Source organism: Micromonospora sp. C95 (genome assembly GCF_018070465.1).
Classification (GTDB): Bacteria; Actinomycetota; Actinomycetes; order Mycobacteriales; family Micromonosporaceae; genus Micromonospora.
The window spans coordinates 22,324-36,427 of the sequence record NZ_JAGPXT010000045.1; the positions used below are offsets into that span (position 1 = coordinate 22,324).

The 14,104-nt window shown below is 73.3% G+C and carries 14 protein-coding genes and 1 pseudogene; 4 read left to right on the top strand and 11 right to left on the bottom strand.

Features of this window, described 5'->3' with window-relative positions:
* Positions 1-2: 2 nt before the first annotated feature.
* Both KBX00_RS28215 and KBX00_RS28220 read left to right on the top strand, forming a co-directional pair.
* Positions 3-740 carry a DUF4142 domain-containing protein gene (locus KBX00_RS28215; RefSeq protein WP_210831093.1) on the top strand — a complete coding sequence of 246 codons (738 nt, stop codon included), beginning with the start codon at positions 3-5 and terminating at the stop codon, positions 738-740.
* A 17-nt stretch (positions 741-757) separates the two neighbouring features.
* Positions 758-2,434 (top strand): copper resistance protein CopC, encoded by a 1,677-nt coding sequence (locus KBX00_RS28220; protein WP_210831094.1) that lies wholly within the window; start codon positions 758-760, stop codon positions 2,432-2,434.
* A 13-nt stretch (positions 2,435-2,447) separates the two neighbouring features.
* Here the strand turns inward: KBX00_RS28220 and KBX00_RS28225 are convergent, their stop codons facing one another.
* The 10 genes from KBX00_RS28225 to KBX00_RS28270 all read right to left on the bottom strand — a co-directional run bounded on the left by KBX00_RS28225 (position 2,448) and on the right by KBX00_RS28270 (position 11,501).
* Positions 2,448-2,702, bottom strand: a complete 255-nt coding sequence (locus KBX00_RS28225) for a hypothetical protein (protein WP_164447841.1) — start codon at positions 2,700-2,702, stop codon at positions 2,448-2,450.
* Between the two features lie 13 nt (positions 2,703-2,715).
* Positions 2,716-3,762, bottom strand: a complete 1,047-nt coding sequence (gene tsaD, locus KBX00_RS28230; RefSeq protein ID WP_210831095.1) for a tRNA (adenosine(37)-N6)-threonylcarbamoyltransferase complex transferase subunit TsaD — start codon at positions 3,760-3,762, stop codon at positions 2,716-2,718.
* A 9-nt stretch (positions 3,763-3,771) separates the two neighbouring features.
* Complete coding sequence (gene rimI / locus KBX00_RS28235) at positions 3,772-4,215, bottom strand: ribosomal protein S18-alanine N-acetyltransferase (RefSeq protein WP_210831106.1); 444 nt, start codon at positions 4,213-4,215, stop codon at positions 3,772-3,774.
* Positions 4,216-4,247: 32 nt separating this feature from the next.
* Positions 4,248-4,925 (bottom strand): tRNA (adenosine(37)-N6)-threonylcarbamoyltransferase complex dimerization subunit type 1 TsaB, encoded by a 678-nt coding sequence (gene tsaB, locus KBX00_RS28240; RefSeq protein WP_210831096.1) that lies wholly within the window; start codon positions 4,923-4,925, stop codon positions 4,248-4,250.
* Between the two features lie 135 nt (positions 4,926-5,060).
* A complete protein-coding gene (locus KBX00_RS28245) occupies positions 5,061-6,221 on the bottom strand; it encodes a glycoside hydrolase family 11 protein (RefSeq protein ID WP_210831097.1) in 1,161 nt (386 codons plus the stop codon).
* A 303-nt stretch (positions 6,222-6,524) separates the two neighbouring features.
* Positions 6,525-7,226: a uracil-DNA glycosylase gene (gene ung, locus KBX00_RS28250; protein ID WP_210831098.1), complete on the bottom strand. Its 702-nt coding sequence runs from the start codon at positions 7,224-7,226 to the stop codon at positions 6,525-6,527.
* A gap of 60 nt (positions 7,227-7,286) precedes the next feature.
* Complete coding sequence (tsaE, locus tag KBX00_RS28255) at positions 7,287-7,775, bottom strand: tRNA (adenosine(37)-N6)-threonylcarbamoyltransferase complex ATPase subunit type 1 TsaE (RefSeq protein WP_210831099.1); 489 nt, start codon at positions 7,773-7,775, stop codon at positions 7,287-7,289.
* Positions 7,772-8,875, bottom strand: coding sequence for an alpha/beta fold hydrolase (locus tag KBX00_RS28260; protein WP_210831100.1), 1,104 nt, complete (start codon positions 8,873-8,875; stop codon positions 7,772-7,774). Before KBX00_RS28260 ends, tsaE begins: the two co-directional genes overlap by 4 nt.
* Positions 8,872-9,990, bottom strand: a complete 1,119-nt coding sequence (gene alr, locus KBX00_RS28265; protein ID WP_210831101.1) for an alanine racemase — start codon at positions 9,988-9,990, stop codon at positions 8,872-8,874. The genes KBX00_RS28260 and alr overlap by 4 nt, the downstream gene beginning before the upstream one ends.
* Positions 9,991-10,031: 41 nt before the next feature.
* The gene (locus KBX00_RS28270) at positions 10,032-11,501 is read right to left on the bottom strand and encodes an NAD(P)H-hydrate dehydratase (protein ID WP_210831102.1); all 1,470 of its coding nucleotides are present in this window, start codon (positions 11,499-11,501) and stop codon (positions 10,032-10,034) included.
* Between the two features lie 195 nt (positions 11,502-11,696).
* Between KBX00_RS28270 and KBX00_RS28275 the strand changes: the two genes are divergently transcribed.
* The gene (locus KBX00_RS28275; protein ID WP_210831103.1) at positions 11,697-11,993 is read left to right on the top strand and encodes a hypothetical protein; all 297 of its coding nucleotides are present in this window, start codon (positions 11,697-11,699) and stop codon (positions 11,991-11,993) included.
* Positions 11,990-13,591, top strand: a complete 1,602-nt coding sequence (locus tag KBX00_RS28280) for an alpha/beta hydrolase (RefSeq protein ID WP_210831104.1) — start codon at positions 11,990-11,992, stop codon at positions 13,589-13,591. The genes KBX00_RS28275 and KBX00_RS28280 overlap by 4 nt, the downstream gene beginning before the upstream one ends.
* Before the next feature lie 45 nt (positions 13,592-13,636).
* Here KBX00_RS28280 and KBX00_RS29755 read toward each other — a convergent pair.
* Positions 13,637-14,104 (bottom strand): annotated as a pseudogene (locus KBX00_RS29755) (SIS domain-containing protein); the annotation flags it as partial.

Sequence of the window (14,104 nt, forward strand, 5' to 3'; positions counted from 1 at the left end):
ACATGGCACCGCTGGATTCCGCTCGTCGCCGGCAGGGCAACCGGTCCCGTCGCTTGGCGGTGCTGCTCACCACGATCGTCGCAGCTCTCGTCGTCCTGCCCGGTGTGGCGCTGGCCGCGCCCGCCGCCCAGCAGCTCGCCGCCGCCGACCAGGCCCTGCTCGACGGGGTGCGGCTGGCCGGGCTCTGGGAGATGCCGGCCGGGCAGATGGCCGCCGAGAAGGGCAGTTCCCGGGTGGTCCGCGAGGTCGGCGCCGAGATCGCCCGGCAGCACGAGGAGCTCGACCGGATCACCGTGGAGGCGGCCAACAAGCTGAGCGCCGTCATCCCCAACGCGCCGACCGCCGAGCAGCAGGGCTGGCTCACCGAGATGAAGGACGCCCGGGGCGCCCGCTTCGACCAGATCTTCGTCACCCGGCTCCGGGTCGCCCACGGCAAGATCTTCCCGGTCATCGGCGCGGTGCGGGCCAGCACCCGCAACGAGGTCATCCGGGACCTGGCCAACTCGGCCAACACGTTCGTCGGCGACCACATGCGGATGCTGGAGAGCACCGGCCTGGTCCGGTACGCCGAGCTGCCGCCCGCCGCACTGCCGGCCCCGGGCAACGACGGCCTGCTCGCCGCCGCGCAGGCCAACACCGGCCCGCAGATCGGCGTCAGCAACACGCTCATCTGGGCGATCTTCCTCGGCGCCCTGGGCACCGGCGGCTTCCTCACGTACCGCATGTTCCGTCGCAGCTGATCGCCACCGCCCGATCGATGACCGCCCGCACCCGAGCCGCCGCCCTGCTCGGGCTGGTGCTCGCCGCGCTGTGCGCCGCCCTGGGTCCCGCCGGCCCAGCGGCGGCGCACGCCGTGGTGGTCGCCACCACCCCGCAGCGCGACGAGGTGCTCGGGTACGCGCCGCGCGAGGTGTTGGTGACCTTCAGCGAGACCATCGCCGTGGTCCCCGGCCGGGTGCAGGTTCTCGCGCCCGACGGCAAGCGGATAAACGTCGGCGAGCCGGAGGTCCGGGACCGGACCGTCCGGATCTCCCTGCGTCCCTCGGACCGTCCACTCGGCACCTACCTGGTCAGCTACCGGGTCATCTCGGCGGACAGTCATCCGGTGGCGGGCAGCTTCACCTTCGCCGCCGGAGCACCGTCGGCGACCCCACCGGAGCCGGCCCTGGCGGAGTCCGAGTCGCCGGGCGGGGTGCTGGTCCCGGCCGCGAAGTACCTCGGGTACCTGGGGCTGCTCTTGGCGGTCGGCCCGCCGTTGCTCACCGCGACCCTGTGGCCCCGGCGCCGGTCCCGACGTGGGGCGATGATCGTGGCGCTGGTCGGGCTCGGTCTGGTCGCCGCCGGCACGCTCGGCACCTGGGTCGGGCAGGCCGCCCAGGTGGTGGGCGCGCCGGTCGGGCAGCTCTCCCCGGCCGACCTGCGGGCCGTCGCCGACAGCGACGTCGGGGTGGTGCTGGCCGCCCGGCTGGCGCTCGTCGGCCTGGCCGCAGCCCTGCTGCCGGCGGTGATGCGCGGTGCTGCCGGCCGGTCGTCGGCCGGTCGGGGCGCCGCCGTCGGGCGGATACGGGGTGCGACGCTGGCGGCCGTCGGCCTGGCCGGGTTCGTCACCTGGCCACTGGCCGGGCATCCGGTCGCCTCGCCGTTGCCGCCGGTCAGCATCGCCCTGGGCACCCTGCACGTCGCCGGGGTGACCGCCTGGTTGGGTGGGCTGTTCGCGCTTACCGTGTTCCTGCTCCGGGGCACCCACCAGCGGGTGCTCGCCCGGATCCTGCCGGCCTGGTCCCGGCTGGCCACCCTCGCGGTGGCCTGGCTGGTCGCCGCCGGCCTCGGCCAGGCCGTGATCGAACTCGGTCGTCCCTCGGCCCTGTGGGGCAGCACCTACGGTCGCCTGCTGCTGGCCAAGGCGGCACTGCTGGCCGGGGTGCTGGCCGTAGCGGCCGGGCAACGCCGACTGATCAGGCGACGGGTCGCGGCGGTCCGGCCCCGGTGGGTCGCCCGCGCGGCCGGCGTGGAACTCGCCGTGACCGCGGTGGTGCTGGCGCTGACGGCGGTGCTGGTGCAGACCCCGCCCGGCCGGTCCGTCGGTACCGCGGCCGACGGGGTGACCCGGGAGGGCGTCGCGCAGTCGGTCACCACCGATCTGTTCACCCTGCAGTTCGACATCTACCCGGCGGTCGCCGGCACCGCGAACAGCCTGCACGCGTACGTCTACACCCCGCAGGCGAAGGAGTTGCCGGTGGCGGAGTGGACGGTCACCGCCGCCCTGCCGGAGGCCGGCATCGAGCCGATCACCGTCGATGTCTTCGCGCTGGAGCCGCACCACGGCAGCGCCGAGATCCACTTCCCGGTCGCCGGTGACTGGACGTTGCGGGTCAGCGCCCGGACCAGCGAGATCGACCGCTCCACCGCCACCACCACGGTGACCATCCGCTGACCTGGGTGACGGCTCAGCGGTCGACCTGGGTGAAGTCCCAGGAATGCGGCTGCCGGGCGAGCAGCATGACCGGCGGGTCGGGCAGCGGCCGAGGGCTGCTGCGCCACTTGGAGATCACCACGACCCGGTGATCGGTGGAGGAGAAGACCTCGCTGGACACGTGCAGCGGGTCGTGTTCGAACTCGGGCAGGGCGCTGTCGCAGACCCAGGTGATCAGTTCGGCGAGCGCGTACGGTTCCGCCCGCGCCTCCCACATCCGTACGATCACGTCGCCGTCCTCCTCAGACGCTGACCGTGGTCAGCGGCATGGCCGAATCCGCGGGCAGGTCGAGCCGGCTCGGCGCGACACCCGAGGCGACCAGGTGCGCACCGAGGGCCGCCACCATCGCGCCGTTGTCCGTGCACAGGCCGGGCCGGGGCACCCGGACCCGGATCCCGTGCCGGGCGGCCCGCTGCTCGGCCATCGCCCGCAACCGTGAGTTGGCCGCCACTCCCCCGCCGATCACAAGTGTCTGCACGCCCTGGCCACGGCAGGCGTCCAGCGCCTTGTTCACCAGCACGTCGCAGACCGCCTCCTGGAAGGAGGCGGCGACGTCCGCGACCGGGACCGGCTCGCCGGCCCGCTGGCGGGCCTCCACCCACCGCGCCACCGCGGTCTTCAATCCGGAGAAGGAGAAGTCGTGGCGGTGCGCGACGAGATCCTTGGCGGCGGTCAGGCCGCGCGGGAAGGCGATCGCCGCCGGGTCGCCGGCCCGGGCCTCCCGGTCGATGTACGGTCCACCGGGGAACGGCAGGCCGAGCAGCCGGGCCACCTTGTCGAACGCCTCGCCGGCCGCATCGTCGATGGTGGCGCCCAGCGGGGTCACCCCCCGAGCCAGATCGTCGACCAGGAGCAGCGACGAGTGACCGCCGGAGACCAGCAGCGCGATCGCCGGTTCGGGCAGCGGGCCGTGCTCCAGGGTGTCCACCGCGACGTGCGCGGCAAGGTGGTTCACCCCGTAGACCGGCTTCTCGGCGGCGACCGCGTACCCCTTGGCAGCGGCCACCCCGACCAGCAGCGCTCCGGCCAGGCCGGGGCCGGCGGTGACCGCGATCGCGTCGATGTCGGCGAGCGTCACGCGCGCCTCGCTCAGCGCCCGCTGCATGGTCGGCACGATGGCCTCCAGGTGTGCCCGGCTGGCCACCTCCGGCACCACCCCACCGAACCGGGCGTGCTGGTCCACACTCGACGCGAGCGCGTCGGCGAGCAGGGTGTGCCCGCGTACGACACCGACGCCGGTCTCGTCGCACGAGGTCTCGATGCCGAGGATCAGTGGTTCGTCAGCCATGTGCAGGTCTCAGTCCTGGGTGCGCTGCATCACCAGCGCGTCGGTGTTGCTCGGTTGGTAGTAGCCGCGCCGCACGCCGATCGGCTCGAAGTCGTACGTCGCGTAGAGCCGCTGAGCCGGGGCGTTGTCGGCGGCGACCTCCAGCAGCACGGCGCGTACGCCGGTCCGGCTGGCCTCGGCGAGCAGCGCCTCCAGCAGCAGCCGGCCGATCCCCCGGCGCTGCGCGTCCCGCCGGACCGCGATGTTCTGCACCCATGCCTCGTCGGGCGGGGCGGCCGCGAGCCCGGCGTAGCCGAGCACCCCGCCGCCGTCGTCGGTGGCCACCCGGTAGAAGTGCCCGTGGGACAACTCGTTCCAGAACATCGGTGCCGACCACTGCTCGGCGCCGAAGAGGTCCGCCTCGATCGGCAGCACCTCGTCGATGTGCCACCAGCGGAACCGGCCGAGTCCCACCCCGCGCACGACAAGACCGCTCTGCCCGCGGTTCACGGCAGGACCGGTTTACGCGCGGTCGCCGCCACCGCGTCCGGGCGACGCAGGTAGAGCGGCGTCAACGGATCACCGGGCGCGCCGGCGCGGATCCGCTCCGCGGCCAGGGTGGCCAGCGCGGTCGCGTTCGGGTAGCGCGGCTCGGGCCGCAGTGGCAACCCGAGGGCTTCGGCGTACCGGTGCGCGCCGTCGCCGACCGCGGCGGTGGCGGCCAACGCGCGGGCCCGCTCCGCGGCGACCGCGGGCGCGCCGACCTCCGGCCCGACCAGGCGCTGGCCGGCACCGTCGTAAACCGCCCAGTAGATTTCCCGGCGCCGCGCGTCGCTCGCCGCCAGCACCGGCTCGCCGGCCGCCGCCGGGTGGCCGATCGCATCGAGCGAGCAGACCGCGTACGCGGGAATGTCGAGCACCTGTGACATGGTGGCGGCGGTGACCAGTCCCACCCGCAGCCCGGTGAACGGCCCGGGGCCGACCCCGGCGACGATCGCGTGCAGGTCGGCCGGGCGGGCGGCGACGTCGGCGAGCACCGCGTCGACCTGCGGGGCGAGCAGTTCGCCGTGCGCCCGAGCGTCGACGGTGCACCGGTGTGCCCGGGTCCTGACGCCACTCGCGGTGACCTCGACAAGCGCCGCGGTCACCGCCGGGGTCGAGCTGTCCACCACCAGTACGAGCACAATGACCCAGCCTAGCCGCATCGCCTCCGGCCGTTGAACGCCAGCCCGCCATCGCCGTCGGTCGTGGTTCGCACCGAGGTTCGGGGCCAGGCCCATGAGCGCCTGGCCCCGAAGCGACGGATCAGTTGCGACGGATCAGTTGCGACGGCTCCACTGCTGGTTTGCTCCACCCCAGCAGCTGTACTGCTGGATCATCGCCCCGTTACCGCTGCCACCGGCGTCGAGGCACAACCCGGACTGCACCGAGGTGATCGAGCCGTTGGAGTTGATGTTCCACTGCTGGTTCGCGCCGCTGTGGCAGTCGTACAGCTGAATGCGGGTGCCGTTGCTCGTGCTGGAGTTCGGCACGTCCAGGCACTTGCCGTTCACCATCAGCTGCCTGCCCGAGGTGTGGGTGAACCGCTGGTTCGCGCCGCCGTGGCAGTCATACAACTGGATCTGGGTGCCGTTGCTCGTGCTGGAGTTCGGCACGTCCAGGCACCGGCCGGACTCCTGACCGACGATCATCTGGCCGCTACCGCCACTGGGCGGCGGGGTGGTCGGGTTGGGCGGGTTGGTCGGGCCGGGGCCGGGGTTGCCGCCTTCCGAGAGGGTGATGTCCGAGCTTCCCTGGCTCTGGTAACCCTCGGTCGCCATGATCTGGTAGTAGTGGTTGCCGAGGTTCAGGCCGACGCGGGCCCAGGCGTCGAAGTGGTTCGCGGTGGTGATGGTGCCGCTGCTGCGCTTCTGCTGCCGGACGCTCCAGTACTGGTAGAACGTCTGGGTGCCGTCGATCGAGGGCTGGTTGACCCGCTGGCTGCGCAGAATGTCGTAGGTGCCGCCGTCGGTGGTGACGCTGCCCAACCGGGTGGCCCCGCTGCTCGGGTTGTAGCTGCCGAAGTTCTCGACGACGTAGTACTCGACGAGCGGGTTGCGGGTCCAGCCGTACAGGGCGAGGTAGCTGTTGTTGTTGCCCGGGTTGTAGCTACCCGAGTAGCTGATCGTGCGCCGGGTTCCCGGGTTCCAGCCCTTGCCGCCGACCCAGTTGTTGGTGCTCCTGCTCCACGAACTGGAGTAGCGGCCGTTCTCGCGCAACACCATGCAGGCGTCGCCGCTGTCCTTCCAGAACGAGAAGAAGAACCCGTTGTGGGTGCCTTCCGTGTTCGAGCAGACCTGCCGGTCGGCCTCGGCCTGGGCGGGGCTGGCCGAGATCGCGACGGTGCCGGTGGTGGCCAACACTGCGGCGAAGGCAGCGGCAGCGAGCATCCTGACGCGGCTGCGTCGGCGACTCTTGCGGTGTGTGGGGAGTTCGTTCATGGTGGCGTGCTTCTCCTTTGAAAGGCTGCGGGGTGCGTGCGGTAGAGGGGACGTCACCGCACGTCGATGTCGCGCCACGGTTGTGCGAATTGCCGGATTGTCGGTTGGGTGGGTGCTCTCCAGTGCTGCTTCGCGTCGCCGCTGACCCCCAGACTGAATACGTAAGCCGACATCTATATTTTGATATCGTTATCGAACCTACGACGTCAGTCAAGGACCCTCGTCCGACCGGCCCCACCGACCAACCAGGCGGGTGCCACCAACTGGTACGTGCGGACGACGTGCGCAGTGGCGTACGGCGGCTCAGCCGGCCGAACGCTCCCAGTCGATGGTGGACAGACCGGCATCGGCGAGGGCCTTGTTGGCGGCGCTGAACGGGCGGCTGCCGAGGAAGCCGCGCGGGTTCATCGGGCTCGGATGGCCCGCCTCCAGCACCACGTGCTGCGGATTGCCGACCAGCATCGCCTTCTTGCGCGCGTACCCGCCCCAGAGCAGGAACACCACCCGGGACCCCATCGCATCGAGGGCGTGGATGGTGGCGTCGGTGAACTCCTCCCAGCCCCGGTTGGCATGCGAGCCGGGGGCGCCCTGCCGCACGGTCAGCACCGAGTTGAGCAACAACACACCCTGCGCCGCCCAGCCGTCGAGGTTGCCGCTGCCCGGCTTCGGCACGCCCAGATCCTCGCCCAACTCCTTGAAGACGTTGCGCAGCGACGGCGGCACCGACACACCCTCGCGCACGCTGAAGCTGAGCCCGTGGGCCTGACCGGCGCGGTGGTAGGGATCCTGCCCGAGGATCAGCACCCGGCAGGCCGACGGCGGGCAGAGCCGATAGGCCGAGAACAGATCCTCGACCGGCGGGAAAACCGGGCCGGCAGCGTACTCCGCGGCGACGAACTCGCTCAACGCGGACATCCGGGCCGGGTCGAGATGAGGCGCCAGCACCGCCCGCCACTCGTCGGGGAGCAGCGCCAGCAGGTCGAGAGCGGGGGTGTCGTCGGGCATCGGCAACCTCTCACCGGTCGGAACGTCTGCGGGCACTGTAGGCACTGGGTACGACAGCGCTCAGCCCCGGGCGGCGAGGGCACCGAGGCGCTGCGCCCAGTCACCGCCGACCGGCTCCAGCTCCGCCGTGCGGGTGTCGTCGTCGCGCCGGTCCAGGCGGATCCGCAGATGTGCGTCGGCCAACTGCTCGACAAGTCCTTCGCCCCACTCGACCACGGTCACCGAGTCGTCGACCGAAGCATCGAGGTCGAGGTCGTCGATCTCGGCCCGGGGATCGACCGCGTCGCCCAACCGGTACGCGTCGGCGTGCACCAACGCCACACCCCGCCCGCCCGCCGGGTCCGGGCGGTGCACCCGGGCGATCACGAAGGTCGGTGAGGTGATGTCACCGAGCACCCCGAGGCCGGCGCCGATTCCCCGGGTCAGCGCGGTCTTGCCGGCGCCCAACGGGCCGGTGAGCAGCACCAGGTCACCGGCGCGCAGCAACCCGGCCAGCCGCTGCCCGAGCGCGTACGTGTCCGCGACCGTCGGCAGCACGACCTCGGTCACGAGGCGTCCCGCCCGCAGGTGTCGAGGAAGTGGAGCAACGCGGCGTTCACCTCGTCGGCGTGCTCGAGCATCACCACGTGACCGCTGTCGGGGATCCTGACGAACTCGGCGTGCGGCAGCCGCCGGACGATCTCCTCGGAGTGGGTCAGAGGTGTGATCATGTCCTTGTCTCCGACGATCACCAGCACCGGCGTGCCGGCCAGCGCGGCAAGTGCCGGGAACCGGGAGTGGGTCGCCAGGGTACGCAGGTAGCGGGTCACCGTGTCGGCGGAGGTACGGGAGTTCATCTGCTCCACGTACGACACCAGCGCGGGGCTGGGCGCTCGGGTGCCGAAGCCGTACCTGCGGGTCAGCAGCCAGGCCACGTTCGTGGTCGAGCGGCGGGCCCGGTCGATGACCGGCCCGCCGTACCGGGTGACGTTGCCCGCCATGTACAGCACCGGCGCGCCCACCCGGCCCAGCAGGGCAGGCGCGACCAGCTTCGTCTCCGCCAGCAGCCCGCCCGAGGTGGCCATCAGCACGGTGCCCACCACCCGGTCGCCGAACATCTCCGGATACAGCTCGGCCAGGGCCATGATGGTCATGCCACCCATCGAGTGACCGACGAGCACCAGTGGCCCCTCCGGGGCGGCCTCGTCGATCACCCGGCGCAGTGTGCGGCCGAGCGCGGTCAGGTCGTACTCGCCGCTCTCCAGTCGCCCCGACCGGCCGTGCCCCGGTTGGTCGTACGCGACGATCCGGTGCGCGCCGCGCTCGGCGAGCAGCTTGCGCTGGAAGTGGAAGGTGCCCATGTCCAGGCAGAAGCCGTGTACCAGCAGCACGGTCGGGTTGCCCTCGACCGGCCGGGTCGGCTCGACCACCTCGACGTGGATGTCGGTCCCGTCGGGCATCTCCAGCCGGTACGCCTCGTCGTACCGCTGGTCGCCGAAGACCTCGTCGGCGTACCCGTCGGTGGGGTCCGCCTTGAGCCGGCGTACCAGGGCGCGTTCCGTGGCGACCCCGGCGGCCAGCCCGGCGGCGGCCACCCCCAGCGCCGCACCGACCAGACCAGCGGCTTTCCCGGCGGTGGTCCGGGGGCGTGGAATACGCAGACCGGTCATGTCCGATCGCCGTCGTAGACGCGGGGCACCCGGGTGCTGCCGAACCGGGTGACGATCTCGTAGTTGATGGTGCCGACCACCTCGGCCCAGTCGTCGGCGGTGGGCTCACCCTCGGCCCCGTCGCCGAACAGGATCGCCACGTCGCCGGCGGCCACCGGGTCGTCGCCGCAGTCGAGCACGAACTGGTCCATGCAGACCCGGCCGGAGATGGTCCGGCGGACCCCGCCGAGCTGCACCGGGCCGCAGTTCGAGGCGTGCCGGGGCACGCCGTCGGCGTAGCCGAGCGGCACCACGGCCAGGTTCGCCTCGCGTTCGGTGGTGTAGGTGTGGCCGTAGGAGACGCCCGCACCGGCCGGCACCCGCTTGGTCAGCATCACCCGGGCACGGGCGGTCATCGCCGGACGCAACCCGTACGTCTCGCCCGCCACCGGGGAGAGGCCGTAGACGGACAGCCCCGGACGGACCAGGTCGAAGTGGGTGTCCGGCCGGGTCAGCGTGGCCGCCGAGTTGGCCAGGTGCCGGTAGCGCGGGCGCAGTCCGGCCCGCTCGACCATGGCCAGGCCCTCGTGGAAGACCGCCAACTGCCGGTCGGTGGTCGGGTGACCGGGCAGGTCGGCATAGACGAAGTGGCTCCACACCCCGACCACCTCGACCAGCCCGTCGGCCTGTGCCTTGGCGGCGGCGTCGAGCAGGGCCGGCCAGTCGGCGACCGTCGCGCCACCCCGGGCCAACCCGGTGTCGATCTTGAGATGGAGACGGGCCGGGCGGCCGGCCTGGCGGGCCGCCGCCACCATCTCGTCGAGCTGGGGCAGGCTGGCCAATCCCAGGTCGACGCCGGCGGTCACCCCGGTGTGCAGCGGCAGTCCCGGCGCGAGCAGCCAGGCCAGCACGGGAGCGTCGATGCCGGCCGCGCGCAGCGCCAGCGCCTCGTCCAGGGTGCAGACGCCGAGCCAGTCCGCCCCCGCGTCGAGTGCGGCCCGGGCCGCCGGGACCATGCCGTGGCCGTAGCCGTCGCCCTTCACCACCGCCATCAGCTCCGCGCTGGTGCCGGCGCGGAGCCGGTCCACGTTCTCCCGGATCGCATCAAGGTCGACACGTACCTCGGCCTGCCACATGCCCCCACCCTACTTTCCGCGCTGATCACCACGGCGGGTACTCAGGGCAGACGCGCCAGCACCGGACGCAGCGCGGCGACGACGTCCGGCGCGGTCACCGGGCCGCCCCGGGCCGCTTCCCGCCCGGCCAGCCCGTGCAGGTACGCCGCCGCGGCGGCGGCCCGCTCGGCCGGCAGCCCCGCCGCGAGCAACGAGCCGAGCAGTCCGGCCAGCACGTCGCCGGTGCCGCCGGTGGCCAGTGCCGGGGTGCCGGTCGGATTGACGTACGCCCGCCCGTCCGGCGTGCCGACCACCGTGCGATCCCCCTTGAGCAGCACCACAGCGTTCATCCAGGCGGCCAGTCGAAGCGTGGCGGCGACCCGGTCGGTACCCGGCTCCTCCCCGCAGAGCCGGGTGAACTCCCGATCGTGCGGGGTGACCACGATCGGCGCGTCCCGGCGGCGTAGCTGGTCGGCGAGGGAGCCGTCGACAAGCAGGGTCAGCGCGTCGGCGTCCAGCACCACCGGCACCGGGGCGGCGAGCACGGTCCGCAGCTCGGTCGCCGCCCGCTCGTCGGTGCCCAGCCCCGACCCACACACCCAGGCCTGCACCCGACCGGCATCGGCGACCCGGCCGGTGGCGATCACCGAGGGATGCTCGCGGACCACCTCCTCCCGGGCACCCCCGGCGTAGCGGACCAGGCCGGTCGGACCGGTGAGCGCGCCGCCGACGGAGAGCACCGCCGCGCCCGGGTACGTCGCGGAGCCGGTGGCCACCCCGACCACGCCCCGCAGGTACTTCTCCGAACTGGGGCCGAGCACCGGCCACCAGTCGGTCACGTCCGACCATTCCACGACGTGCAGCGCGGGGCTGCCGCGCAGCCACGGCGTCAGGCCGATGTCGACAAGTTCCACCTCACCGGCGAGCGCGGCGGCGGGACCGACCGCCAGGGCCGGCTTCAGGGCTCCGAAGGCCACCGTCACGTCGGCGCGCACCGCGTTCGGACGGCCGGACGGCGTCAACGGCACCGCCCCGGTGTCCACCGCGACACCACTCGGCACGTCCACCGCCACCACATTCGCCCGCTCGCCGTCCCGCCCCCGGTGTCGCAGCAGGCTCGCCGCCAACTGCTCGGCGGTCTCCCGCAGCCCACCGCGACCGCCGATGCCGACGATCCCGTCGAGCACCACGTCCACCACGGCCGGCGGTCGCGACACGACCCGTCCCCCGGCGGCACGCAACGCGGCCAGCCCGACGGCGTGTACCCGATCCGGGGTGAGCAGCAACGCCGACACGGCGGCACCGCGCCGGGCGAGCCGGGCACCGGCGTACAGCGCGTCGCCGCCGTTGTCACCGGAACCGACGAGCAGCAGCACCGGCGCGGCGTACACCCCGCCCCGCTCGGCCAGCAGCAGCGCGCAGCGGCGGGCCAGCCCGGCGGCGGCGCGTTGCATAAGCGTGCCGGGCGGCACGGTGGCCATCAGGGCGGCCTCCGCCGCACGTACGTCCGCGACCCGCCAGACCGGTCTCATGCCACACCCCGCTTCCCGATCACCCGGCCAACCCTACCGGCGCGGGGGTCGCAAGATAGCCGTCGGCCGCGCGTCCGGCAACGCCTGTGGACGAACCAGGGATACGCCTGCCGCCGGTTGTCCACAGGGCACGACCGTCGACACCGTCACCGCCTAGCGTCGTCGCCGTCGTGTCGACGCCAGGCGGGAGGAACGATGGCCGAGGAGAAGTTGGCCGTCCGGCCGGAACTGTTGCACCGGGTGGGTCGGTCGCTGGGTGACGCCGGCTACCGGCTGGCGCAGGGGATGGCCGGTGGGCGAGGGCTGAGCGCACCGGCCCGGGAATGGTCGACGGCGCGGGCACTCGCCGACCTGGAGGCGGCCGTGCACGCCTGGTCCGGTCGGCTCGCTGCCCGGGTCGCGGAGACCGGCGACGCGGTACGCGCCGCCGCCGGGGCATACGAGTCGGTGGACGCCAGGGCCGCCGCCCGGCTCTCCGCCCTGCCCCGATGAACGCACCCGGTCCGGCTGTCGGTTACGCCCAGCTCTCCACGATCGACCCGGCCGCGTGGCGGGCCACCGGATCGGCCTGGGCCAGCCTGGCCGGGGTTGCCCAGCGGCGCGCCGGTGAGCTGGCCGAGGGCGACGCCGCCCTGCGCGGCGGCTGGTCCGGCAGTGCCGCCGGGTCGGCCAGCGCCCGGCTGACCGGGCTGCGCGAGGAACTTGTCGCACTGGTTCCGGCCGCGATCGAGACCGATCAGGTGCTCGCCGAGTTCGCCGCGCGGTTGGTGGCCGCCCGGGCCCGGCTCACGGCGGCCGTGGCGTTGGCCGCCGCCACGGGTGTGCTCATCGACCGCCGGGGTGGCGTACGCGCCGACCCTGCCCGGCTGCCGTCCGAGCGCACCGGCCCGGCGGTGGCTGAGGTGGCCTCGGCCCTGCGGGATGCCCTCGACCTGGCCGCCACGGCCGACGGGGAGGCCACGAAGCGCCTCGCCCGGCTGACCGAGGCCGGGCGTACCGGCTGGACGGCCCGGCCACCGTCGTACCGTCCACCGCCGGACGCCGAGCCCGGTGCGGTGCGACGCTGGTGGGCCGGGCTCACTCCGGCCGAGCGTCGCTGGTTCGTGGTGCACGAGCCGGAGCTGACCGGGCGGCTCGACGGGGTGCCGGCCGAGGCCCGTGACCAGGCCAACCGGCTACTGCTCGACGAGCGGCGGACGGCGTTGCGCGAGCGGTGGGAGCAGTTGCTGGGCCGAGTGCCCCGAGGCCCGTTGGAGGCCGCCGGGCTGCGTGGCGTCGAGGCCGCGCGGTCCGGGCTGGACGCCCTCGTCACCCGGCTGGAGTCGACCCAGCAGCCACGCGCTTACCTGCTGGGTCTCGACGTCGGCGGTGAGGGACGGGCGGTGGTGGCGCTGGGCAACCCGGACCGGGCCACCGAGGTGCTCACCTACGTGCCCGGGATGACCGCCGGCCTCGACGACGCCACCGGCGAGCTGGGCCGGGCGGCGCGGGTGCTGGCCCGCGGCGCCGAGCTGGCCCCGGAGGCGCAGACCTCGGCGGTGCTCTGGTTGGGTTACGACGCCCCGGACTCCCTGCACGAGGCGGCCTGGGACGGACAGGCCCGCGCGGCCGGGGAGGCACTGCACCGGTTCCAGGATGGTCTGCGGGCCACTCACGACGGCCCGCCGGCCCGACAGACCGTGCTCGGGCACAGCTACGGTTCGTTGGTGGTGGGCACCGCCGCTCGCGACCATGGCCTCGCGGCGGATGCGCTGGTCTTCGTCGGCTCACCCGGAGTCGGTGTGGCGCATGCGGCCGATCTGGGCGTCCCACCCGGGCAGGTGTGGGCCAGCACCGCGCCGGACGACGTGATCCGGTTGACCCGCCCGCCGGACGCTCTCGCCCTGCGGACGGCGCTCAGCGTCTCCCCGGTCGGCATGATCGCCGGCTGGCTGGCCGGGCCGAGCGACGAACGGTGGTTCGGGCGCGACCCGGCCGAGCCGAGCTTCGGCGGGCAGACGTTCCCCAGCGGCCGGTACGGCCACACCGGCTACTGGCATCCGGACAATCCGGCGCTGGACGGCATGGCCCGGGCCATGCTGGGGCGCTGACACCGGTACCGGCGGCCGGGTCGACCGCCGGTGACCGGAAGCCGGCTACTCCACGGTGACGGACTTGGCGAGGTTGCCGGGCTGGTCGACGTCGTGTCTCCGGGCGGCGGCGATCTCGGCCGCGAACACCTGCAACGGCACGGTGGTCACCAGCGGCGCGAGCAGCGTCGGCGTACGCGGCACGTGGATCAGGTGATCGGCGTAGCGGACCACCGACTCGTCGCCCTCCTCGGCGATGACGATGGTGCGGGCGCCCCGCGCGGGTACCTCCTGGATGTTCGAGACGACCTTGTCGTGCAGCATGCCCCGGCCCACGGGAGAGGGCACGATGCAGATCTCACCCGGGCCTTCTGGTCCTTGGCGTGCCGCAGCGCCATCAGGGTGTCCATGGTCTCGCCGGACTGCGAGATCACCACGATCAGGGTGGACCGGTCCAGCACCGGGTCGCGGTAACGGAACTCGCTGGCCAGTTCCACCTCGCAGGGAATCCGGGCCCAGTGCTCGATGGCGGGC

Excerpts from the sequence above, each read along its gene's own strand:
- KBX00_RS28215 (WP_210831093.1), top strand. The coding sequence starts at position 3 with ATGGCACCGCTGGATTCCGCTCGTCGCCGGCAGGGCAACCGGTCCCGT.
- KBX00_RS28220 (WP_210831094.1), top strand. The coding sequence starts at position 758 with ATGACCGCCCGCACCCGAGCCGCCGCCCTGCTCGGGCTGGTGCTCGCC.
- tsaD (WP_210831095.1), bottom strand. The coding sequence starts at position 3,762 with ATGGCTGACGAACCACTGATCCTCGGCATCGAGACCTCGTGCGACGAG.
- KBX00_RS28245 (WP_210831097.1), bottom strand. The coding sequence starts at position 6,221 with ATGAACGAACTCCCCACACACCGCAAGAGTCGCCGACGCAGCCGCGTC.
- ung (WP_210831098.1), bottom strand. The coding sequence starts at position 7,226 with ATGCCCGACGACACCCCCGCTCTCGACCTGCTGGCGCTGCTCCCCGAC.
- KBX00_RS28260 (WP_210831100.1), bottom strand. The coding sequence starts at position 8,875 with ATGACCGGTCTGCGTATTCCACGCCCCCGGACCACCGCCGGGAAAGCC.
- alr (WP_210831101.1), bottom strand. The coding sequence starts at position 9,990 with ATGTGGCAGGCCGAGGTACGTGTCGACCTTGATGCGATCCGGGAGAAC.
- KBX00_RS28270 (WP_210831102.1), bottom strand. The coding sequence starts at position 11,501 with ATGAGACCGGTCTGGCGGGTCGCGGACGTACGTGCGGCGGAGGCCGCC.
- KBX00_RS28275 (WP_210831103.1), top strand. The coding sequence starts at position 11,697 with ATGGCCGAGGAGAAGTTGGCCGTCCGGCCGGAACTGTTGCACCGGGTG.
- KBX00_RS28280 (WP_210831104.1), top strand. The coding sequence starts at position 11,990 with ATGAACGCACCCGGTCCGGCTGTCGGTTACGCCCAGCTCTCCACGATC.